This window comes from Microbispora sp. H10949, assembly GCF_014161435.1.
In the GTDB taxonomy this organism is placed as follows: Bacteria; Actinomycetota; Actinomycetes; order Streptosporangiales; family Streptosporangiaceae; genus Microbispora; species Microbispora triticiradicis.
Genome location: NZ_JABBWZ010000007.1, coordinates 452,290 through 474,330, shown reverse-complemented (window position 1 = coordinate 474,330; position 22,041 = coordinate 452,290). Strand labels below are relative to the sequence as shown.

18 protein-coding genes are annotated in these 22,041 nt (G+C 70.5%); 5 read left to right on the top strand and 13 right to left on the bottom strand.

What is annotated here, in order from left to right; all coding sequences use genetic code 11:
* Nucleotides 1–348 precede the first annotated feature (348 nt).
* Nucleotides 349–1,380 carry a nitronate monooxygenase gene (locus HHX40_RS21465; protein WP_182881999.1) on the top strand — a complete coding sequence of 344 codons (1,032 nt, stop codon included), beginning with the start codon at nt 349–351 and terminating at the stop codon, nt 1,378–1,380.
* A gap of 4 nt (nt 1,381–1,384) precedes the next feature.
* On the opposite strand, the gene HHX40_RS21460 is transcribed toward HHX40_RS21465, so the two are convergent.
* The 3 genes from HHX40_RS21460 to HHX40_RS21450 all read right to left on the bottom strand — a co-directional run bounded on the left by HHX40_RS21460 (nt 1,385) and on the right by HHX40_RS21450 (nt 3,754).
* Nucleotides 1,385–2,101, bottom strand: coding sequence for an NADPH-dependent F420 reductase (locus HHX40_RS21460; RefSeq protein ID WP_182881998.1), 717 nt, complete (start codon nt 2,099–2,101; stop codon nt 1,385–1,387).
* A 23-nt stretch (nt 2,102–2,124) separates the two neighbouring features.
* The gene (locus tag HHX40_RS21455; RefSeq protein WP_182881997.1) at nt 2,125–3,189 is read right to left on the bottom strand and encodes an LLM class flavin-dependent oxidoreductase; all 1,065 of its coding nucleotides are present in this window, start codon (nt 3,187–3,189) and stop codon (nt 2,125–2,127) included.
* Between the two features lie 142 nt (nt 3,190–3,331).
* A complete protein-coding gene (locus tag HHX40_RS21450) occupies nt 3,332–3,754 on the bottom strand; it encodes a winged helix-turn-helix transcriptional regulator (RefSeq protein WP_182881996.1) in 423 nt (140 codons plus the stop codon).
* 194 nt (nt 3,755–3,948) lie between these two features.
* On the opposite strand from HHX40_RS21450, the gene HHX40_RS21445 reads away from it, so the two are divergent.
* Nucleotides 3,949–4,362 (top strand): VOC family protein, encoded by a 414-nt coding sequence (locus HHX40_RS21445; RefSeq protein WP_182872958.1) that lies wholly within the window; start codon nt 3,949–3,951, stop codon nt 4,360–4,362.
* Between the two features lie 94 nt (nt 4,363–4,456).
* Nucleotides 4,457–4,795, top strand: coding sequence for an Imm51 family immunity protein (locus HHX40_RS21440; protein ID WP_182881995.1), 339 nt, complete (start codon nt 4,457–4,459; stop codon nt 4,793–4,795).
* A 158-nt stretch (nt 4,796–4,953) separates the two neighbouring features.
* Here HHX40_RS21440 and HHX40_RS21435 read toward each other — a convergent pair whose 3' ends face one another.
* Nucleotides 4,954–6,453, bottom strand: coding sequence for a non-reducing end alpha-L-arabinofuranosidase family hydrolase (locus HHX40_RS21435; RefSeq protein WP_182881994.1), 1,500 nt, complete (start codon nt 6,451–6,453; stop codon nt 4,954–4,956).
* A 33-nt stretch (nt 6,454–6,486) separates the two neighbouring features.
* Nucleotides 6,487–7,854, bottom strand: a complete 1,368-nt coding sequence (locus HHX40_RS21430; protein WP_220499376.1) for an endo-1,4-beta-xylanase — start codon at nt 7,852–7,854, stop codon at nt 6,487–6,489.
* 816 nt (nt 7,855–8,670) lie between these two features.
* Between HHX40_RS21430 and HHX40_RS21425 the strand changes: the two genes are divergently transcribed.
* Nucleotides 8,671–9,819: a ring-hydroxylating oxygenase subunit alpha gene (locus tag HHX40_RS21425; RefSeq protein ID WP_310738219.1), complete on the top strand. Its 1,149-nt coding sequence runs from the start codon at nt 8,671–8,673 to the stop codon at nt 9,817–9,819.
* Between the two features lie 71 nt (nt 9,820–9,890).
* Here the strand turns inward: HHX40_RS21425 and HHX40_RS21420 are convergent, their stop codons facing one another.
* The 6 genes from HHX40_RS21420 to HHX40_RS21395 all read right to left on the bottom strand — a co-directional run bounded on the left by HHX40_RS21420 (nt 9,891) and on the right by HHX40_RS21395 (nt 18,237).
* Nucleotides 9,891–10,922, bottom strand: a complete 1,032-nt coding sequence (locus HHX40_RS21420) for an ABC transporter ATP-binding protein (RefSeq protein ID WP_182881992.1) — start codon at nt 10,920–10,922, stop codon at nt 9,891–9,893.
* Nucleotides 10,919–11,689, bottom strand: coding sequence for a molybdate ABC transporter permease subunit (gene modB / locus HHX40_RS21415; protein ID WP_182881991.1), 771 nt, complete (start codon nt 11,687–11,689; stop codon nt 10,919–10,921). Before modB ends, HHX40_RS21420 begins: the two co-directional genes overlap by 4 nt.
* 26 nt (nt 11,690–11,715) lie before the next feature.
* Nucleotides 11,716–12,492: a molybdate ABC transporter substrate-binding protein gene (gene modA / locus HHX40_RS21410; RefSeq protein WP_182881990.1), complete on the bottom strand. Its 777-nt coding sequence runs from the start codon at nt 12,490–12,492 to the stop codon at nt 11,716–11,718.
* Nucleotides 12,493–12,504: 12 nt separating this feature from the next.
* A complete protein-coding gene (locus tag HHX40_RS21405) occupies nt 12,505–12,915 on the bottom strand; it encodes a TOBE domain-containing protein (RefSeq protein ID WP_111700393.1) in 411 nt (136 codons plus the stop codon).
* 98 nt (nt 12,916–13,013) lie between these two features.
* Nucleotides 13,014–14,156, bottom strand: a complete 1,143-nt coding sequence (locus tag HHX40_RS21400) for a HupE/UreJ family protein (protein WP_182881989.1) — start codon at nt 14,154–14,156, stop codon at nt 13,014–13,016.
* 94 nt (nt 14,157–14,250) lie between these two features.
* Nucleotides 14,251–18,237, bottom strand: a complete 3,987-nt coding sequence (locus HHX40_RS21395; protein WP_182881988.1) for a metallophosphoesterase — start codon at nt 18,235–18,237, stop codon at nt 14,251–14,253.
* A 500-nt stretch (nt 18,238–18,737) separates the two neighbouring features.
* Here HHX40_RS21395 and HHX40_RS37810 point away from each other — a divergent pair, with 500 nt between their 5' ends.
* Complete coding sequence (locus HHX40_RS37810) at nt 18,738–20,033, top strand: cytochrome P450 (protein WP_220499375.1); 1,296 nt, start codon at nt 18,738–18,740, stop codon at nt 20,031–20,033.
* Nucleotide 20,034: 1 nt separating this feature from the next.
* Here the strand turns inward: HHX40_RS37810 and HHX40_RS21385 are convergent, their stop codons facing one another.
* Nucleotides 20,035–21,336 carry a sensor histidine kinase gene (locus HHX40_RS21385; protein WP_220499374.1) on the bottom strand — a complete coding sequence of 434 codons (1,302 nt, stop codon included), beginning with the start codon at nt 21,334–21,336 and terminating at the stop codon, nt 20,035–20,037.
* The gene (locus HHX40_RS21380; RefSeq protein ID WP_220499373.1) at nt 21,333–22,022 is read right to left on the bottom strand and encodes a response regulator transcription factor; all 690 of its coding nucleotides are present in this window, start codon (nt 22,020–22,022) and stop codon (nt 21,333–21,335) included. Before HHX40_RS21380 ends, HHX40_RS21385 begins: the two co-directional genes overlap by 4 nt.
* Between the last annotated feature and the right edge of the window lie 19 nt (nt 22,023–22,041).

Genomic DNA, 22,041 nt, shown 5'->3' with positions numbered 1-22,041 from the left:
TTGATCCGGTCACTGTGATCAGGCCTCGTTGAGCGCTCCGACGAGACGAGGGCAGCACAGACAAAGTTCACCTCGCTGTGACACATGGGGGGACGGCGTGAACTGGGGGGAGACTGGGCTATATGTCCGGGTCTTGAATGCAGACACTAACCTCCAGCCCCAGCGAAAGATAGCCTCACCATAAGTAAGCTTTGTCAGTGAACCGATGAAAGCTATGCATGACCTGGATAAAGGCCTTATCCCCGTCTAACCAGGTCACGTGGGTTCTCACTGTCGATACTCGGTTCGGGGCGGGGAGAGCCGTACCTTGGTGATCTGCGCGGAGGCGGGACCAGAGAAGGGGCCGGCATGAGCGAGGCACTGACCGCCCTCGGGGTGAGCGCTCCCGTCCTGGCCGCGCCGATGGCCGGCGGCCCGGGCACGCCCGCCCTGGTCGTCGCAGCGGCGCGCGCGGGCGGCATGGGCTTCCTGGCCGGCGGGTACAAGGACGCCGGCGCGCTGGGCGAGCAGATCGACCAGGTACGCGCCGGTGGGGTCCCGTTCGGGGTGAACCTCTTCGCACCCAACCCGCTGCCGGTCGATCCGGCGGAGTTCCGGCGCTACGCCCGCACGATCGCCCCCGAAGGCCAGGCGTACGGCCTCGACCTCCTCGCCGCGGAGGCCGTCGAGGACGACGACCACTGGTCCGACAAGATCGAGCTGTTGCTGTCCCGACCGGTTCCGGTGGTCAGCTTCACCTTCGCCGTTCCGCACCCGGCGGTCGTCAGGGCACTGCGCGCCGCCGGGACGCTCGTCCTCCAGACCGTCACCTCACCCGCGGAGGCGCTTCAGGCCGCGGAGGCCGGGGCCGACATGCTGGTCGTGCAGGCCTCGGCCGCGGGCGGTCACTCGGGCACGTTCACGCCCCGGCGGAGCCCAGCCGACGTGCCGCTCCCCCGGCTGCTGGGCGAGGTGGCAAACCGCGTGTCCCTGCCCCTCATCGGCGCGGGCGGGCTGGCCACCCCCGCCGACGTGGTCCAGGCGCTGGGGGCCGGCGCCGCGGCGGCCATGGTCGGCACCGTTCTGCTGCTTGCCGACGAGTCCGGGACGTCGCTCCCCCACAAGGACGCGCTGGCGGGCGCGGCGGACCGGGGAACAGTGGTCACCAGAGCCTTCACCGGCAGGCCGGCACGGGCCCTGCGCAACCGCTTCACCGACCGCTACGGCGATCTCGCGCCCTTCGGCTATCCCGCGCTGCACCACCTGACCGGCCCCATGCGCCGGGCCGCGGCAGCCGCCCGGGATCCGGAGCGGATCAACCTGTGGGCCGGCACCGGCCACCACCACGCCACTCCCGAACCCGCCGCCCGGATCCTGCGACGGCTCGCATCCCGCCTCTGAGGAATCAGGGCGTCGGGCAGGGCGACGACGTCACTCCGCCGCGCGCGCGGAGCACCTCGCGGCCGCGCCGCGACTCGGGGAAACGATCGAGCATGGCACGCAGTCCGGCCGCGTGGATGTTCGCGCCGAACGGCTCCGTGCCCGGCTCCGTGCGGACGCCCTCGGCGAGCGGGCCGGCGATCACGGGGTCGAAGCCGAGCGCGTCCACGATCGAGGCGACGACCTCGACATCCTCCGGATCGTCGCCGGCGACGGCGATCGCGCGGCGGCCGGGAGCGCCGGCGGGACGGGCGCTCTCCTCCAGGTCGTGGTAGCCCATGTGGTTGAAGGCCTTGACGACCCGCGCGTGCGGCAGGAACGCCTGGACGATCTCGCTGGAGGACGTGTGCGGGTCGGTGAGGTCGTCCCGGACCCCGTCCACGTCCTGCCAGTAGTTCATCGCGTCGAGCACCAGCCTGCCCCGCAGCGCTTCGGCGGGGACGTCGCGATGCCTGCCGAGTGGCAGAGCCAGCACCACGGCATCCGCCTCGGACGCGGCCTCCACCGCGGTCACCGCGGCCGCGCCGGGCGTGACGACCTCGACGGTGAGGGAGATCCGTGCGGCCTCCCCGGAGCCCGCTATCAGGACGCGGTAGCCGGCCGCCACGGCGAGGCGGGCCAGGACGGTGCCGAGCTTGCCCGCGCCGAGGATGCCGATGGTACGGACATCGCCTGGTTTCATGGTCGCTCCAAGTCGCCGATGGGTCACGCGTGGACCGTGCCGGCTGCGAGCAGCTCGCGTACGCGCGGGGCGACCTCTCGGCCCAGCAGCTCGATCGTGCGAGCACGGGCGTCGCGAGGAAGGTGCATGATGTCGTACTTGAGATCGAAACGGCTCAGGCGGAGATCGCGGGCCACCCTGACGATCTTGCGGGCGACCGTCTCAGGCGATCCCACGAAGAGCGCGCCGTCCTCGACCTCGGCTTCGTACCGCTCCCGATCGGGTGCGTAGAAGCCGCGCTCGGCGGCGAGATCCTCGACGACGGGCCGCCAGTACCGCCACCACGTCTCGACGGCCTCCTCGTCGGTGTCGGCGACGAGGCCGAGCGAGTGCTGGCCGATCGGCAGCGCGGGACGACCGAAGCGCTGGAGCGCTGTGAGGTACAACTGGACGTTCCTGGCGAAGCGCTGGGGCCGTCCGCCGATGACGGCCATCATGAGCGGCAGGCCGTGACGGGCCGCGCGCACCACGGAATCCGGGCTGCCGCCGACGCCGATCCAGGTGGGGATGCCGCCCGGCCGCATCCGGGGATGCAGTCGCTGCCCGGTGAGCGGCGGACGCACCGTCCCGGACCAGGTCACCCGCTCCTCGCGTTCGAGCCGCAGGAAGAGGTCGAGTTTCTCCTCGAACAGCCGCTCGTAGTCGGCCAGGTCGTAGCCGAACAGCGGGAACGACTCCGTCGCGGAGGCACGGCCCAGCACGATCCGGGCCCGGCCGCCGGACACCGCGTCGAGAGTGGAGAACTCCTGGTACAGCCGGACCGGGTCGTTCGTGCTCAACACGGTCACGGAGGTGCCGAGCCCGATTCGCCGGGTGGCCGTGGCGATCGCGGCGAGCAGCACCGGGGTCGCGGAGTCGTTGTGTCCCTCCCGGTAATGCTCTCCCACGCTGAAGACGTCCAGCCCCACCGCCTCGGCCAGCCGGGCCTCCTCCACGAGCAGGCGTACGGTCTCGGCGTCGTCGAGCACGCGCCCGCCGTCCGTCGCCACCTCCCCGAACGAGTTGAGCCCCAGCTCGAAGCGTGGGTGTTCGGACCTACCGACGGTCATGGTGCCAGACATACCGATCAACTCCCGTACGTGCGCCGACGGCCTGGAACAGGCCGCCTCAGCGACTCCGCATACCTGGGTACACGGCGGCGATCGGTAACTTCAATTGAACCGTGGTCACATGAAGTGGACCGACGAGGTCTCAGTCGAGATCGTCGATATCGAGGCCGGCCGCCTGGTCGAAGGCGCGGCGGTTGGCGCGGATCGCGTCCTGGTTGTCGGCCGCCCACCGGGTGAGCGCCAGGACGGGCTCGGACAGGGTGCGTCCGAACGGGGTGACCTCGTACTCGACCCGGGGCGGAATCTCCGGATAGATCAGGCGCTTGACGAGCCCGTCACGCTCCAGGCCGCGCAAGGTCAGCGTCAGCATGCGGCGGGAGATGCCGGGCGCCGTCCGCAGCAGCTCGGTGAAGCGCATCGGCCCCTTGTCGAGCAGCCCGATGAGGATCAGGCTCCACTTGTCACCGACCCGGTCCAGCACGGATCGGAGCACGTCCGGGTCGTGTTCGAGGCACGCCCTGCCCAGCGAACGCAGCACCCTGTCCGCCTCGGTCTGGTGTGACATGGTTCCCGCCTGCTCCGTCACCCGAAGGTGACCAGGTCATGTTGCTGTTACCGGTTGCCGAAGAGTACATCCGTGACCAAAAGCAACCTCCGTCGCCCGCTGACATCGGTCACGAATCGAGAAGCGCCGGACCGGGAGCCGCTCGTAGCGTGAGCTTCATGAGCACGACCCCTGAAGCGCGAAGGAGCAAAGGCATGAAGGCACACGTCAGCTCGATCCTCCTCGGTGTCCGTGACATGGACCAGGCCAAGCGGTTCTACACCGAGGGTCTCGGCTGGAAGATCAAGAACGACTACGGCGTCTCGGTGTTCTTCGAGTCGGACGGAGCTTCGCCGGTCGGCTTCTACGGCCGCGACGGCCTGGCCGACATGGTGGGAACGAGCCGGGACGGCAGCGGCTTCGGCGGGCTCGTCCTCACCTACGTCGTCCGCAGTGAGGCCCGGGTCGACGAGATCATGGCAGAGGCCGAGAAGGCCGGCGCCACGATCCTCAAGCCCGCCGGCGCGCTGCCGTGGGGCGGGTACGGCGGCACCTTCGCCGACCCGGACGGCTACATCTGGAGCCTCGGCTACAGCGCCCAGGGACAGGACCAGCCCTACGCGGAGTGACCCCGGCGCGAGGCTCCCAGACGCCCTCGGGGCGGCGCCGGCCGGGCCTGGGCCAAGGCTTGCGGCTCGAGAACGACAGTGGCAGCATGCGCCGGTGCATCCACTGAGACTGATCGAACCGACCCCGGGCGAGTACTCGCTGTTGCTGGACGCGGGAACCACGCGGGTCGACGGCGTGATCGAAGATCTCGGCCATGAGCCGAACGGATACTTCTGGGAAGGCGTCGCGCAGGTGCTCGTCGGCACCGAGGCGTCCGCACTGGAGGGCCGGTTCTCGTACGACCCCGAAGGCGGCATGTTCTGCGCGTACGGAAAAGACCGTGGCGCGCTGGAGGAACTCGGCGTCCTGATGGCGGCCGTCGCGACGGACGCCGATCGCGTGCGGCGGCTCGTGGCGGCCGCCGAGGCGGACGGTTTCGAGTTCGACGACTGACTCGCCCGCCGCCGAGCGAGGCAGGCGGGCCGGACGCGCTCGATCCGGGCCGGAACAGACTGAGGCGGGCTCGGCGTCGTGCCGAGCCCGCCTGTCTCGGGTCCACCCGGTCCCGGCGTTCAGCCGTCAGGACGTCCGGGTGGAACCTGTGTCATGCCTTAGCGCTGCAGGGTCAGCAGGCCCGGGCGGTAGGGCAGGAGACCGTAGTCGACGCCGTCGGAGCTGGGGCTGCGGCCCTGGTAGAGCAGCTGCAGGTTGCAGGGGTCGACCGTCTTGGTCTGGTCGGGGTTGTTGCGGACCAGGTCACCGTGGCTGATGTCGTTGGTCCAGGTGGCACCGCTGTTGGCCTTGCCGGCGAACGGGTTGCTCTCGGTCGCGGCGTTCGGCGTCCACGACCCGCTCAGGCTGTCGGCCGTGAACGAACGGAAGTACCGGCCCCGCGAGCCGATCGCCTCGACGAGCATGAGGTACTTGTTCTGGTTCTGCAGCTTGTAGACCTCGACCGCCTCGAACAGGTTGTTGGTCGAGTCGCTCATGATCTGCGTGTAGTTCGAGCCGAAGCTGCCCGGGAAGTTCCCGATCGGCATGCTCTGCCGGTAGATCTTGCCGTTGTCCCCGGCGAAGAACAGGTACATGTTCTGGCCGTCGCCGATGAGCGTCTGGTCGATCGGGCCGGTGCCCGAGCCGGAGATGCTCGCGGTGGACAGCGTCTGCTGCGCCGACCAGCCGTTGGGGTTGGTCGGGTCGCTGGAGGTCCGGTAGGAGAACGCCGTCCCGCCCCACTGGTAGGCCAGCACCCAGACGTTCTTGGGCGCGAAGTAGAACAGCGTGGGCGCGACCGTGCCCGAGTTCATCTTGGTCTGGGTGGCCGAGGCCATGTCCGACCAGTTGGTGAACGTGCTGAAGCCCATCGAACCCCAGCTCGACCCGTTGTCGTGCGTGGTGGCGTAGACCAGGTGCTTGCCGTTGTAGACGACGTTGGTGAAGTCCTTCAGCGAGACCCACCCGGACTTCGGCTGCGCCAGCGCGCCCGTCGAGGTCCAGCGGTACGACGACGGAAGCGGGCACGTGCCGGTCGGCGTCACCGACGGAGACGGAGACGGAGACGGCGACGCGGACGGCGACTGGGACGGCGACTGGGACGGCGTCGAGCTGGGCGACTGCGTCGGGGTGGAGCTGGGAGTGGCGCTGGGCGTGCCCGGGTTGCCGGTGCAGGCCACACCGTTCAGGGAGAACGAGGCGGGCACCGGGTTGCTGCCGTTGTACGAGCCGTTGAACCCGAAGTTGGTGTTGCCGCCCGAGGGAATGGAGCCGTTGTAGGACACGTTGGTGGCGGTCACCGACGACCCGGACTGGCTGTTGGTGGCGTTCCACATCTGGGTGATCTGCTGGCCGGCGTCGAAGGACCAGGTCAGCCGCCAGCCGTTGATCGCGTCACCGAGGTTGTTGATGGTGACGCTGGCGTTGAAGCCGCCCGGCCAGCTCGAACTGATGACGTAGTCGACCCGGCAGGCCACGGCGGCCTGGGCGGGCTGGGTGGCCAGCAGGCCGGCTCCGCCGCCCAGCAGGGCCGTGACGGCGCCGATCGCGAGACCGCGGCGCGAGGCGGTCGTGCCGGCGGAGAGGCGCGATGACCGCGCTCGCCAGGGCAGATGCATTCGAATTCTCCTTGTGATCATTAATAGCCGCCGTCAGGGGCTGGTGCAGGTAGCGGTCGGGGTGGCCGCCGTGCCGTTGGCGGTGAAGCCGAAGGTGGTGGAGCCGCCGGCGGTGATGGAGCCGTTGTAGGTCTCGTTGCGGACGGTCACCGAGGAACCGGACGTGCTCTGCCGGCCGTTCCAGAGGCTGCTGATGGTCTGGCCGCCGGGCCAGGTCCACTTCACGGTCCAGCCGTTGACCGCCGAGCTGCCCGCCTGCACCGTCACCTCGGACTGGAACCCGCCGCCCCAGCTGTTGATCGTCTTGATCGTCGCCGAGCATCCGCCGGGAACCGGGGACGTCGACGGCGAGGCCGACGGGCTCGCGCTGGGGCTCTGCGAAGGACTCGCGCTGGGGCTGACCGGCGGGGTGGGCGAGATGGTGGGACCGGAGTTCAGGGCGTTGAGGACCGCGTCGTAGGCGGGCTTCTTGTTGTTGCCGCTGAACAGCAGCGGGGTGTCACCGGACCGCCAGGAGTCCTGGTCGCGCACGCCCCACGTGGTGATGCCGTTGCAGCGGGGCACGGCGAGGCAGTCGTTGGTCACGGCCGCGTAGGTCGTGGGCGAGGCGCCCTGGATGTCCAGCTCGGTGATCTGCACGTCCACGCCCAGCGCGGCGAAGTTCTGCAGCGTGGTGCGGAAGTTGCTGTTGTACGGGCTGCCGCTGTTGAAGTGCGACTGGAAGCCGACGCAGTCGATCGGCACGCCCCGCGACTTGAAGTCCTTGACCATGTTGTAGACGCCCTGCGTCTTGGCCCAGGTCCAGTTCTCGATGTTGTAGTCGTTGTAGCAGAGCTTGGCGGCCGGGTCGGCGTTCCGCGCGGTGCGGAAGGCCACCTCGATCCAGTCGTTGCCGGTGCGCTGCAGGTTGGAGTCACGCCGGCCACCGGAGTTGCCGTCGGCGAACGCCTCGTTGACGACGTCCCAGGCGTAGATCTTGCCCTTGTAGTGGGCCATCACGCCGTTGATGTGGTCGATCATCGCCTGCCGCAGGCTGCTGCCCGACAACTGCTGCATCCAGCCCGGCTGCTGGGCGTACCAGGCCAGCGTGTGGCCACGCACCCGCTTGCCGTTCTGCACGGCCCAGTTGTAGACCCGGTCGCCGCTGGAGAAGTTGAACTGGCCCCGGTTGGGCTCGGTGGCGTCCGGCTTCATCTCGTTCTCGGGCGTCACCATGTTGAACTCGCGGTTCGCGATCGTGGTGTAGTTCGAGTCGCCGAGCCGGCCCGCGGCGATGGCGGTGCCGAAGTACCGCCCGCTCTGCGCGGCGGCCGCGCCGAGCGTACTCGCCGCCGCACCCGCCGGCGTGGTCGACACCGCCACCGCGGCGACCACGCCGAGTACGCCGACGGCCGCGGCCATCAGAACCCGCGGGCTTCTGGAAGGCCGCGACGGAATTAAGGCTTTGCTGCCCATGAGGGAGTGCTCCAGACTGAATCACGGGAAAAGCGGACAACGGGGGTCTCACCCACGCGATCGACGCCGCGTCCCGTGATCAGGGAACGCACACCACTGGGGCGTCGCGAAGGGCGGTCCTCACCGCTCACCACCACAGGGCAGGAGGAAGCCGCCTCGGGACACAGTTTGGAAACCACTCCGAAATGTGTCAAGCCCCGCAAGAAAGTTTCAGAGCGACGCTCTCGCCGTCACGGGCGGCGCCCGCTGATAACGCCTGATGAGGCGCACACCCGCCTGCCACCCTCCCGCAGGCGAGCGGCGCCCGTCCTTGACGCCTCCTCTTCGTCTCGTATTGGCTCCGATCTGCCACCACCACCGTCTGACAGAGAAGGAACCGCGACAGGGAAAGCGTGTGAGCGCTAACAGCCGAACCGGGTCCGTCACCCGGCGGCCGGCGCGGGGCGGTCCGGGGGACAGACACCACGTCCCTGGAGCCGCCCTCCCGGACAGTCACCGATGAGGAGGTTCACGACCGCAGAGACGAACGTCCAGGACGCTCGCCTTCGTCGCGTCGTGCCGGCACCGGCGCAGCCGCGGGTCGTCCGCCCCTTCTCGGCGGCGTCCGGTTCTCCCTCGCCGCACTCGCCCGCATCACACAAAAGCCTTGAAACCCGACGAAAAGGATCTTAATCTCGATCCGGTCGACACAGGCTTTCTGTGCCGTCTCACGGGACAGCCGCTCAGGCCCTCGTGCATCTGGTGTCATGCATCGGAGGTACGGTGACACCGCACTCGACTCCGGCGATCGAGCACATCTCCGCCGGGTACGACCCTGACCCGGCACTGTCGATGTCGTTGCACGCCGACGCGTACACGGATCCGAAGTGGTTCGACGTCGACCAGCGGGCGATCTTCGCTCGCACCTGGCAGTGGCTGTGCCACGTGGAGAAGCTGCGGGAGCCCGGCAGCTACGTGACCGGCACGGTGGCGGGCATGCCGATCGTCGCCGTACGGGACGAGGCCGGCACGCTGCGGGCGTTCTACAACGTGTGCAAACACCGGGCGCACGAGTTGCTGTCCGGCTCCGGCGTCCGGCGCAGCATCGTGTGCCCGTACCACGCCTGGAACTTCGACCTGACCGGCCGGCTGAGACGGGCGCGCAACACCGGCGGCATGCCGGGCTTCGACGCCTCCGCCGTGTGCCTGGACCAGGTCGGGATCACCGAGTTCGGCGGCATGGTCTACGTCAACCTCGACCCCGAGGCGGCCCCTCTGGCGGAACAGGCCGGGAACCTCGAAGCGGAGATCGAGACGTGGGCGCCGGATGTGGCCAAGCTGACCCTCGCCCGCCGGCTCACCTACGACATCGCCTCCAACTGGAAGAACGTCGTCGACAACTTCCTGGAGTGCTACCACTGCCACGTGGCCCACAAGGACTTCGTGTCCCTGGTGGACATGAGCACCTACAAGGTCACCACCTACGGGATCTACTCCAGCCACATGGCCCAGGCCGGCAAGACGGAGAACTCCGCGTACGACGTGTCGGACGCGACGGTCACCGAGCACGCGGTCTGGTGGCTGTGGCCCAACACCTGCCTGCTGCGCTACCCCGGCCGCGGGAACTTCATGGTCCTGCAGATCATCCCCGACGGCCCGGACCGCACGCGCGAGATCTGGGACTTCTACCTGGAGACCGCGGAGCCGAACGAGGCCGAGCGGGACAGCATCCGGTACATCGACGAGGTTCTCCAGGCGGAGGACATCGCCCTGGTGGAGAGCGTCCAGCGCGGGATGCGCACCCCCGCGTTCACCCAGGGGAAGATCGTCTTCGACCCCGACGGGTCCGGGTTGTCGGAGCACGCGGTCCATCACTTCCACGGCCTCGTCCTCGACGCGTACCGACGCGAACTCGGACGAGACCACTCGTGACGAGGTGACACGGTCACGGTGAGCGTCTCCACGTTCGCCCAGGTCCCCCGTCCCACCGGCTGAACCGGGCCTCATGCCGGGTAGGCGTGCGTCTCCGTGGCCTTGACGGCGGCCCAGACCTCCTGGCCGGGGACGAGGTCCAGGTCGGCCGCGGCGGACGGCGTGACGTCGGCGGCGAGCGGGATCGGGCCGTCGAGGTGGACGCGGACGTTGTCGCCGTGCCGCTCGATGCCGTCGATCACGGCCTTCCACAGGTTCCGGGGGCTGCCGTCGGGGCGGGTCCGGTAGAGGGCGACGGCGGACGGCGGAAAGGCGACGAAGGCCGGGCCCTTCAGGCGTTCGGCGCTGCTCAGGCGGACGTCGCCCACGATGACGTGGGTCCCGTCGGCCTCGCCGCGGTAGAGGTTGAGGCCGACGAGGCGGGCCACGTAGTCCGTACGCGGACGGCGGGCGATCTCGGCGGGGACGCCGGTCTGCACGACGGCGCCGTTCTCGACGACCACGAGCCGGTCCGCCAGGACCATCGCGTCGAGCGGGTCGTGGGTGACCAGGATCGTCGCGCCGTCGAAACCGGCCAGGTGACGGCGCAGCTCCGACCGGATCTCCAGCCGGGTGTGCGCGTCGAGCGCCGCCAGCGGCTCGTCCAGCAGCAACAGGCGGGGCCGTACGGCAAGGGCGCGGGCGAGGGCGACCCGCTGCGCCTGGCCCCCGGACAGGCGCCCGGGGCGGACGCCGGCGAAGTCGGCCAGGCCGACGCGCTCCAGCAGCCCGGCGGCGATCCGGCGGGCGGCGGCCCTCCCGACGCCCTGGCACCGCGGCCCGAAGGCGACGTTGTCCAGGGCCGTCAGGTGCGGGAACAGCAGGTAGTCCTGGAAGACGACGCCGATCCGGCGGTGTTCCGGCGGCAGGTGGTGCACCTCGGCGCCGTCCAGCACGATGTGCCCGCCGCTCAGCGGCGTGAGCCCGGCGAGCCCGCGCAGCGCGGTGGTCTTGCCCGCGCCGTTGGGACCGAGCAGGGCCACCACCTCACCGTCCGGCACGTCGAGTTCGGCGTCGAGGCGGAAGGCGGGGCGTTCGACGACCAGGTGGGCCCGCAGACTCATGCCGATCCCACCCAGCGGTCGCGCAGCGCGGCCAGCACGATCACCGAGACCGCGAGCAGCACCAGGCTGAGCACGATGGCGGCGTCCGGATCGGTCTCCAGGGCGAGATAGACGGCCAGCGGCATGGTCTGCGTACGGCCAGGGAAGTTCCCGGCGAAGGTGATGGTCGCGCCGAACTCGCCGAGCGCCCGGGCCCAGCACAGGACGGCTCCGGCCATGACGCCGGGGGCGATCATGGGCAGGGTCACCCGGCGGAAGACCGTCCAGCGTGAGGCGCCGAGGGTGGCGGCGGCCTCCTCGTACCGCTGGTCGGCGGCGCGCAGCGCCCCCTCCACGGCGATGACGAGGAACGGCATCGCCACGAACGCCTCCGCGAGGACGACCCCCGTGGTGGTGAAGGGCAGGGAGACGCCGAAGGCGTCGTACAGCCAGCGCCCGGCGAGGCCGCGCCTGCCGAGCACCAGCAGCAGCGCGACGCCGCCGACGACCGGCGGCAGGACGAGCGGCACGGTGACCAGCGCGCGCAGCAGCCGCCTGCCCGGCAGGTCCGTACGGGCGAGCAGCCAGGCCAGCGGCACGCCGAGCAGCAGGCAGATCACGGTCGCGATGGTCGCGGTCACCAGGGACAGCCGCAGGGCCTCGATCACCCGCGGTTCGGCCAGCCGCTGGGGCAGGGCCGGCCACGGAGCGCGCACCAGGAGCCCGGCCAGCGGCAGCACCAGGAAGGCCAGCCCCGCGAGCGCGGGCACGAGCAGCGCCCACGGCATGCGCCCCCGCGCTCGTACGGGCCCGGTCACGGCGCCTGGAAACCGGCCTTGGTCAGCACGTCCCTGCCCTGCCGCGACAGCACGAGATCGACGAACCCCTTGGCCAGATCGGACGCGGGCGCGGTGCCGAGCGCCGCGATCGGATAGTCGTTGACCGCCTGGGCGGCTTCGGGGAAGTCGATGCCCGTGACCTTCCCGGCGGACGCGATCACGTCGGTGCGGTAGACGAGCGCCGCGTCGACCTCGCCGAGCTCGACCTTGGTGAGCGTCGCCTTGACGTCCTGCTCCAGGGTGACGGGGGTGACCTTGAGGCCGGCCGCGTCCAGCGCCCTGACCGCCGCGGCGCCGCAGGGCACCTGCTCGGCGCACAGGGCGACCTTGACCTTCGGGTCGGTCAGGTCCTTGAGCGACTCGACCTTCGCCGGGTTACCCGCGGGGACCGCGATCTGGAGCGTGTTCCTGGCGAACACCGCAGGCGCGGAGGCGGTCGGCCCCGCGTCGGTGACCGTCTTCATGGTGGCCGGGCTGGCGGCGGCGAAGACGTCGGCCGGGGCGCCCTGGGTGATCTGCTGGGCCAGCGTCGCGCTGGAGCCGAAGTTGAAGGTGACCTTCGTGCCGGCGTGCGCGCTCTCGAACCGCCTGCCCAGCTCGGTGAACGTCCCGGTCAGGGACGCCGCGGCGAACACGGTGAGCGACCTGCCTTCCCCTGACGCAGCGGGGGCCGCCGGGCCGGTGGAGGAGCCGCACGCCGCCAGGCAGGACACCGAGGCGAGGACGGCGGCCAGGGAGAGACGCTTGAGCACGACCGGCTCCTTCTAGTGACTCGCGACGCGCGCGTTGTCCGGGATCTCGACGACGACGTTGGTGGACTTGACGACGGCCACCGCCATCACCCCCGGCTCCAGCCCGAGTTCGTCGGCCGCCCGCCGGCTCATCAGGGAGACCACCCGGAACGGCCCGGCGGCGATCTCCACCTGGGCCATCACGGAGTCTCTGATCACCTCGGTCACGATCCCGCGCAGGCGGTTGCGCGCCGAGGAGACCCCGGTGCGCTCGTCCTCCTCGGTCTGCGCCCTCGCGAACGCCGCGAGGTCGGTGCCGGCGATGACGCGGTGGTCGTGCTCGTCGCGGTGCGCGGGCAGCCGGCCGCCGTCGACGAGACGCCGTACGGTGTCGGCGCTCACGCCGAGCACCGCGGCGGCTTCGCTGATCCGGAACATCGTCACAGACGACACCCTACGCCGCAGTTGCGGATCACGAAGCCTCGGTAGGGTTGCAATATCGACCTTATTGGTCGCCTATGTCTCGCACCTGCGAGGCTCGTTCAGAGCTGCGGCGCGATCCGGTCGACGCACCAGTAGAGGCTCACCGCCACGATGGGGACCGACATGGCGGCCGTCACCCAGCGAGCGGCGGAGGTGCGGCGCAGCAGCGCCAGCACCGGGAAGAGCACGGCGATGATCAGGAGCTGGGTCGCCTCGATCCCGGCGTTGAAGCAGAGCAGCGACAGGAGCAGCCCCCACGATCCCTTCTCCTCGATGTCCAGCGCGCTCGCGAAGCCCAGTCCGTGCACCAGGCCGAAGGCGAAGACGATCGGCAGCCGCCATCCGCCCAGTCTGTCCTCGTCGCGGCCCAGGAGGTTGGCGACGGCCACGACGATGATCGACACCGCGATGACCGGCTCGACGATCTCCGCGGGCACGTCCACGATCCCGAGCGCCGCCATGAGGAACGTGATGCTGTGGGCGGCCGTGAAGGCGGAGGCCGCGACGACGACGTCGCGCGGGCGGCGGGCGCCGATGATCAGGGCGAACAGGAAGAAGACGTGGTCGAGGCCGGACAGCAGATGCTCGGCGCCGAGCAGGAAGAACTCCCCGGCCTGGTGCGAGGCCCGGTGCTCGCCGACGCGCAGCGTCGGATTCCCCGCGGTCAGCACCGCGGAGCCGGTCGTGCCGTCGAGCGTGTACCGGACGATCGTCTGCGTGCTGTGCACGAAGGTCTCGGCGTCGGGGAAGAGCGCGCTGGAGACGGTGTGCCCGCCCCCGCCGTCACCCGCGCAGCGGTAGGCGAGGGTCACCACCGCGAAGGCCACCCCGTCGCGGTCGCGCACGTCCGCGTCGCCCACGGAGGTGGGTGTGCACGGCGCGTCGCCGTACGCCACGGCGAATCGGCGCGTGACGTAGTCGGCCACCGCGGCGTGGTTCTTCCTGAGCTGGCGGAGTTGCTCGGCCCGTTCCTTCGCGTCGTACGCCTCGGCGTACAGCCAGGCCGACTTCATGAGGAGGTCGTACTCCAGGTCGAGCACGACTCTGACGTCCGCGCCCGTTCCGGTCACCGTGGCGTGCGCCTTCGTGGTCACGTCGTGCGCCGACGCCGGGGCGGCGGACACCATCAGGCCGCCGAGCAGGCCGCCGAGGAAAAAGGCGAAAGCGAGGACGGCGGCGGAGAGCCGGCGCCTGCGGGACATGTCTCGTTCTCCAGGATTCGAGCGGTTGAAGGGGGAAAGGCCGCCCCGGGCGCTCCGCCGTGAGGCGGTGCCCGGGGCGGCGGTCACGGATTACTCAGCTCTTCTCGTGCTGGAACCAGTGGTAGAGGGGCGAGTCCGGTCCCCACTTACCGGGGCGGCCGTGCTCGTCCTTCGTGACGAGGACGCTCGGCTCGGAGGCGGTCACGCCGCCGCCGGTGGAGCGTGCGGTGACGAACCAGGCGTACGCCGTGTCGCCCTTGAGGCGGTCCCAGGTCACCGAGGCGACCTGACCCGACGCGACCGTGCTCGTGCCGATGACCCGGGTGGGCTTGTAGATCGCCAGCGAGTCGGTGGTGAAGCTCGTCGTACGGGTGGTGAGGTCGACCGGGAGCACCATGTTGTCCTCGCGCCCGTCGTAACGGCGCAGCGGGTCGAACTCGCCCGCGCCGAAGTCGTTCAGCAGCGGCGAGTAGGTGTCCACGGTCAGCTCCGCCCGCTTTACGTCGAACTGCAGCAGCCGGAAGAAGCTCGCGCCGAACTGGAGCTGGTCGTCCGGGTTGTACCCGCCGACCTGCGTGAGCCCGAGGCGGTCGGCCGAGACCGTGTAGAACTGGTAGTCGGCCAGCAGCTCGACGACGCCGTTGCCGACCTGGCCCACCTTCGGCTTCACGTTCGTCCCCACGCCGTGCTCGTGCCCGGCGAGGATGAGGAAGACGTTCGGGTTCTTCTCGACCACGGTCTTGTAGAGCATCGAGCCGTCGGGCGCCGAGAATCCCGCGCCGCGTCCGTCGGGGTTGGTGCTCGGCACGAGGTAGTCGTGCGAGAGCAGGATGCCGTTGCGGCCGGGGAACCGCTTGAAGACGGAGTCGGCCCACTCGGCCTCCTCCCGCGTGACGCCGTACGACAGGCCGACCACGACGAAGTCCAGCCCGCCCGCGGAGAACAGGTCGTAGTGGTTCTGGTTGTCGCCCTCCTTCCACGGCCCGCCGTACTCCGCGTGCTGCCAGCCCTGCGCCGCCGTCTGGTAGCGGCCGGGGCCGTAGTACTTGTTGTAGATCGCCTCCGGCCCGTTCTCGGTGCCCGACTGGTTGTCGTGGTTGCCGGCGATCACGCCGTTGGGGATGCCCGCGTCGTCCAGCACCTTCTGCTGCTTGGACGACACCTCCAGCTCGCCGGTGACCTGCCGCTGCGTGGCCTCGTCGGCGGGCTTGCGGATGTTGTTCTCGATGATGTCGCCGGTGTGCGCGACGTAGGAGATCTTCCGCTGGTCCCTGTTGCCCTTGATCCAGTTGACGATCCCGGCGTACGCGGACTCCCACACCGCGCGTTCCTCGGCGGTCTCCTGCTCCACCGCGCCCTCCGACAGGTACTGCGTGTCGGTGAAGTGGACGATCGAGAAGTCGTACGTGGAGGGGTCGGCGAAGCCGTTCGGGTCGCCCGGGTCGATGTCGTCGGTGAACGGATCCTCACCCGTCACCATCACGTGGACCTGCTGGCCGTCGACGTACTCGTCGCCGACGACGGCGCTGAGCGTGGTCCGGCCCTCGGCGGCGCCGCGTGCGCTCGTCAGCAGATCCCACGCCCGGGTCCCGGTGTTCCAGGCCCGCAGCGACACCAGGCGCTCGGGGTCGATGACGCCCTCCCAGCGCAGGACCGGGGTGTCCACGTGGCCCTTCACCTGGATGTCGTACCGCTGGTAGGTGAGGTTCCGTCCGGCGGGCGCGTCGAGCGTGGCGCCGTCGGCGGGCTCCAGGCCCGCGGCCTTGACCTTCTTCTCACCCGGCACCTGCAAGGTTGTCGGGACGGCGTCGGCGACGCCCTGGTAGGCCTGGTTCGGGGTCAGGATGTCGGCTTCGGAGAACGTCGCCCTGACCCGGCCGCCGCCGGGCTCGGCCACCTTCGCCGAGAGCGTGACGGTGCCCGGCACGTCGGCGGTCCCGGACGCCGGGGTGAGCTCGGCGGGCACGTCCGGGATGCCCGCGGACTCGAACGCGATCTCACGGGTGGCGGTGTTGCCGAGCGAGTCGGCGCCGGTCACGGCGAGGGTGTGCCTGCCGGGCGGCAGACCGGGGCCCACCCGGGTGCCCAGCGCGATCGGCCGGCCGTCGAGCGTGACATCCGGCCCGGACACCACACCGGAGGCGTCCTCCAGCGTGACGTCCAGCACGACGGAGGCGGTGATCTTCTTGCCCGCGGCGGGAACGCTCGTCGCGACCTCGGGCGCCGTGTTGTCGGTGACCAGTGTGCGGGTGGCCTTCTCGCCCGTGGTCGAGATCGCGGCGAGCGCGTGCCTGCCGTCCTTGATCGCGGTGGTGTCGAGGTCCGCGCGCAGACCGGCGGCGGGCGCTTCCACGAGGAACTCGAGGTCGATCTCGGTCAGCAGGTTCACGTTGTCGCCGCAGTTGCCGTCGCCCATGCTGTAGGAGCTCTTGAGCAACTGGCCGCTCGCCGTGCCCCGCGCCGGGGTGAGGGCGATGTTCGAGATCGCGAAGTCGTCGCGGTTGGCGCCGCACGACGTCGGAAAGGTGCCGGCCACGAAGTCGATCGTGTTCCAGCCGGGCACGAGGTACTCGTTGGGGAAGGTGAAGTCGACACGCCGGCTCACGAAGTCGCCGTCGAGCACGACCTTCTGCCCGTTGACGAGCACGTAGTTCTGGTAGCGCGCCTCGATCGAGTTGGTGCCGACGGTGAAGCTGAGCTTCGCCTCTCCCGAGCCGAGCGTCTGGACGACGTGCACACCCGGCGCGTCGATCGTGTAGTGCAGTTCGACCTCCCGGAGGGCGCTCTGGCCGCTGCCGCAGGTGCCGTCGCCCATGTCGTAGGACGGCTCGATGTCGTGACCCTTCACGGTGGCGCCGTCGAGGGCGAGGTCGAGGTTCGCGATGGCGAAGTCGTCGCGGTCGACGCCGCAGGACGCCTTCCAGTCGCCGGTCACGACCTTGATCGTGTTGTCTCCGGGCACCAGGAACCGGGCCGGGACCGCGACGGTGACGCGCCGGCCGGCCCAGGAACCGCCCAGGTCGACGCGCTTGCCGTTGACGAGCAGGAAGTCGTCGTACTTGTCCTCGATCCCGTCCGCGCCCACGTCGAAGCCGAACATCGCCGCGCCGTTGCCCAGCGTGGCCTTGGCGGCGGGTTCGGCGCCGTCGACGGTGAGGGACGAGACGCCGCCCGCGCCCGCGGCGGGCACGGTCGCGGACACCGGCGTGGTGCCCGACACCAGCGTGCCGTCCGTGGGCAGCAGCCGGGGCGCCCCGGCCGGGGCGTTGTTCACGGTCACGGCGTTCTTGACGGTGGCCCCGGACGCGGTCGTGGCGGTGATCGCGTGCTCGCCGTTGGCCAGGGTCGTGGTGTCCAGGTCCGCCGCCAGACCGGTCGTCCCCTGCGGGTCGCCCTTGACGAAGAACTTCAGCGCGGCCTGCTTGAGCAGCGCGGTGTTCGAGCCGCAGTTGCCGTCGCCGAAGGACAGGGTGTACGGGTTGTCCTCCCCGTCCGCGACCTCGCCGAGCAGTTCGAGGCCCACGTCGGACAGGACGAAGTCGTCGTAGTTGACGCCGCACGAGCTCTGGACGGTCCCGGCGAAGATCTCGATGGTGTTCTCGCCCTTGACGAGGTGTTCGTTCGGGATCTCGATGGTCGCCCGCTCGTTCACGAGATCGCCGATGTCGGTCCGGTACGCGCCGTTGACGAGCACGTAGTTGTGGTACCGCGCCTCCGTCGAGTTCGAGCCGACGTCGAAACGGAGCCGGGACACGCCCACCGTACGGGTGGCGTTCAGGGCGTCGCCGTCGACGGCGAGTCCGGTCACGCTGTCACCGGCCGCGGCCGGGACCGCCGCGACCTTGACCAGGCCTTCGAGGTACGAACCACCGGCGGGGCTGAGCGTCGGCGGGGTGGGGGAACCGGTCGGCGCCGGGCTGGGACGTCCGCTGCCCGCTTTCGCGGGGTCGGGGTCGGCGTGCGCCGTGGTCACGACGGCGCCGGCGAGCAGCGTCGCGACCGTGGCGATCACGGCGGCCACGGCGAGACGCCCTCGCCGCCGCACGCCTCCCAGCAGCTTTCTCGCTGCCACTGGCTGCATCTGGTGCAGTCCTTCCATCACGTTCGATAAGACGCCGATAAAGAAACGGCGTGGTCTTCGAGCGGTCACAGTGGATTTCGCGAGTGAACGAAGTGCGTGAAGAGACTGAAGTGAAGACGAACTATCGCCTCATTCTGGTCACATGTCACGAATCGGGAACAAGTGCGTCACATTGCCCGTAATCCGGCGAAGAGCGGCCACTCAGTCGAACTCCGGGCGTTCACCCGTGGCCCGCCGTCGCTCTCCGTACGCCGGTCAGGCTCGATCACGACATAGGAACAGTGCCGCGCGTGGGGCCTCCGGGCCGCTGACAGACGGAGCCGGGCGCTCTAAGATCGCCGCCCATACCCGGGCGTCGCGCGATCGGCGCCGTCCGGGCGACTGGAAAGGCGGGCGATTCCTTGACTCCCGACATATGGCCGGCGCCGACCGCGGAAGACCTGTCTTCACTGCCCCTCGAATCCCTGCTGACCAGGGAGTACGAAACGAACCCGGCACGCGTGCACGAACGTCTGCGCGCCGCGTACGGCCCGGTCGCCCCGATCGAGCTGCACGGTGTGCCGGTGTGGTTCGCCTTCGGGTACGACGAAGTGCGATACATCATGCAGAACCCGGACGAGCTCTGGAGTAAGCACGTCGGCAACTGGCGGGCGTTCGCCGAGGGCCGGATTCCCGCCGACTGGCCGCTGGTCCCCCTCCTGTCGGCCGACAACTCGGGCTTCCACGACGGAGACCGGCACCGCGGCCTCCGGGGCGCGTGGATCGCGGGCCTGCGGGAGTTCCAGGACCCCGGCGGAGAGCACACCCAAAAGTTGGAACGCGCCATGACGAGGTACTGCGACGACCTCATCGAAGTCATGACGGAGGGCACGCCCACCGGTTGGGCGGACCTGGCGGCCCAGTACGGGCGGCCGCTGCCCCTCATGGTCGCCAACCACCTCCTCGGCGTCACCCTCGAACGCGGCGAAGAAATGATCATGGATCAGTGGCGCCTGCTGGACGGTCCCGACGCCGCCGGCGCCTACCAGCGCCTGAACGCCGCCCTCCTGGAACTGGCGACGCTCAAACGCCACCAGCCCGGCCACGACCTGCCCTCCGCCATGTTCGCGGCCAATCCCGCGCTCACCCCCGAGGAGGTGGCTCGCGAGCTGTTCATGCTGTCCGGCTTCCTCGACTTCACCGGCAGCCTGATCTGCAACGTCCTCCTCGAGGCCGTCGGCAACCCGGACCTGCGGACGTCGGTGTCGTCGGGACAGATCGAGGAGCTGGTCAACCGCGTCGCCCTGCTCAACCCCGCGCTGGCCAACCTGACCTTCCGCTACGCCAGGGCGAGCGTGAAGCTCGGGCGGTTCACGATCGCCGCCGGAGACCCGGTCATGCTGTCCATCTCGGGCGCGCACGCCGATCCCCTGTTCGCCTCCGCCCTGAACCGGAACACCGTACGCAGCACCCGGGCCCATCTCGCCTGGGGCGCCGGCCCGCACAGGTGCCCAAGCCAGCGGCTCGCCACCCAGATGTGCACGATCGCCGTACGCCGGCTGCTCGACCGGTTCTCGGTGCTCACGCCGGCGATCCCGCCCCACCAGCTGCCCTGGCGGCCCTCCCCGTTCATCCGCGCGCTGCGCTCCCTGCCCGTGCGGTTCGAGGTCAACCCCAACGCCGTGCCCGTGTCCCGTCCCGGTCCGGCGACCGCCGCCCAGGAGCCGCCGCCGGAGGAGACGAACGCCGGCGGATGGCGGCCGTCCTCCCGTTCCGGCTTCTGGACGTTCCTCCGGAAGCTGCGCCGCGGCCAGTGAGTCACCGGCCCGCGGGGCCGTCCCCGGCGGGCAGGGAGGTCGCGCTCCGCGCCTGTTGCGGCAGCAGGAGCCGGGGCTCGCGCGGCACCGGTTCCGCCGCCGTACGGGGCAGGCTGATGGTGAAGGTGGCCCCGGCTCCCGGCAGCCCGTCCACCTTCATCGTGCCGCCGTGCGCGTCCACCACCTCGCTCACGAGAGCCAGGCCGATGCCGAGACCTCCGCTGTGGGGCGCGCCGGTGTGCCGGGCGAACAACCGCTCGCCGTCGCGCGGATCCAGGCCCACCCCGTCGTCCCGAACGCTGAGCTGGACCAGATCGGGCCCCGAGCAGATCGTCACCCAGATGTGCCCGCCCGTGGAGGTGTGCCGGAGCGCGTTGTCCAGGAGCGCGGAGATCACCCGGCGGAGCGCGGACTGCGCTCCGCGCACAACGTGGTCGCCCGGCCCCCGCCGCACGTCGATCGTCACCCCGCGCTGCCCGGCGCGGGCCGCCTCGGCCCCGGCCGACTCCTCGGCCAGCGCGGCCAGATCGACCGGCCCGGACGGCCGGTGCTGCCTGAGCTGGCTCGACAGCAGCAGGTCCTCGATCACCTCGCCGAGCTGACCGATACCCGTGACCAGCCGGTCCAGGTCGCCCGCGACGAGGCCGGGATCGGGTTCCCGGCCCAGGCGCCGCGCGGCGAGCTGGGCGCGGACGTGCAGGCGGGCCAGCGGACTGCGCAGCTCGTGGCTGACGTCGGCGGTGAACCGGCGCTGCCGGTCGAGGGCGTCGCCCAGCGGCGCGATCGCCCGGCGGGCGAGCACCTGGCCGATCAGCAGCGCCGCCAGCAGGGACGCGACCTCGGCGGCGCCGAGGACCCGCAGCAGCCGCTGCCGCTCGGCGGTCTGGTAACGCAGGTCCTGCACCGCCTGCACCGGCACGTCGCCGCGGAGCTGGGTGTGGACCAGCAGGTCACGCCCGGCGAGGCGCACGAGGCCGGTCCGCGTCCTCCCGTCGGCGGCGACCGCGTCCAGCGTCGCGCGGATCGGCAGGATCGACGGCGCCCCGGGGGAGCTCCGCATGGTGCCGCCGCGCAGTTCGAACAGCCAGACGCAGGGCGGGGGCTGGGCGAGCGGGGCCACCTGCGCCGCGACGGCGAGGTCCCGACGGGCGCCGACGTCCTGCCCGTGCGCCACCGCCCAGTAGACCACCGCGCCCATCACCGCCGTCACCAGGCAGAAGACGCCCGCGATCTGCAGGGTGATCCGGCGGCGGGCCCGGATCAGCAGGCGCCGCTCCGGGTCGAAGGGCCGCCGGGGCGTCACAGCTCGCCCAGGCGGTATCCGACGCCGCGCACGGTGCGTACGACGCCTGGGCCCAGCTTGTTGCGCAGGTAGTAGACGTAGGTGTCGACGATCGACTCGGTGCTGGCGCCGTCGAAGACCCGCTGCCGCAGCGAGGAGCGCGTGTGCACCTGCCGGGGGCGGGCCGCCAGCGCGTGGAGCAGCCAGTACTCCCGGCCGGACAGCGTCACCTGTTCGCCGGACGGCAGCCGTACGGTGCAGGACCCGGAGTCGAGCCAGCCGGCGCCGAGCGGCAGCAGCGTGGCCTGGTCGAGGTTCCTGCGGTGCAGGGCGCGGACCCTGGCCAGCAGTTCGTCGATCTCGAACGGCTTGACCAGGTAGTCCTCGGCGCCGGCGTCGAGCCCGGTCACCCGGTCGGCGACGGCGCCGAAGCCGGTGAGCATCAGCACCGGCACGGTGACCGCCCGGCGGCGCAGCCGTCTCAGCAGATCGAGCCCGTCGACCACGGGGAGCCCGCGATCGATGATCATCACGTCGTAGCCGCGGCTCAGTCCCAGATGCAGGCCCCGCTGCCCCTCCAGTGCCAGGTCGACCGTGTATCCCTGGTCACGGAACACGTCGGCCAGCATGTCTCCCAGCTCGCGGTCGTCCTCCACGAGCAGCAGGCGACGGGAGCGCGGTTCGGATGTCCCCGATATCCGTGCCACTGGAATACCGTGGCACCAA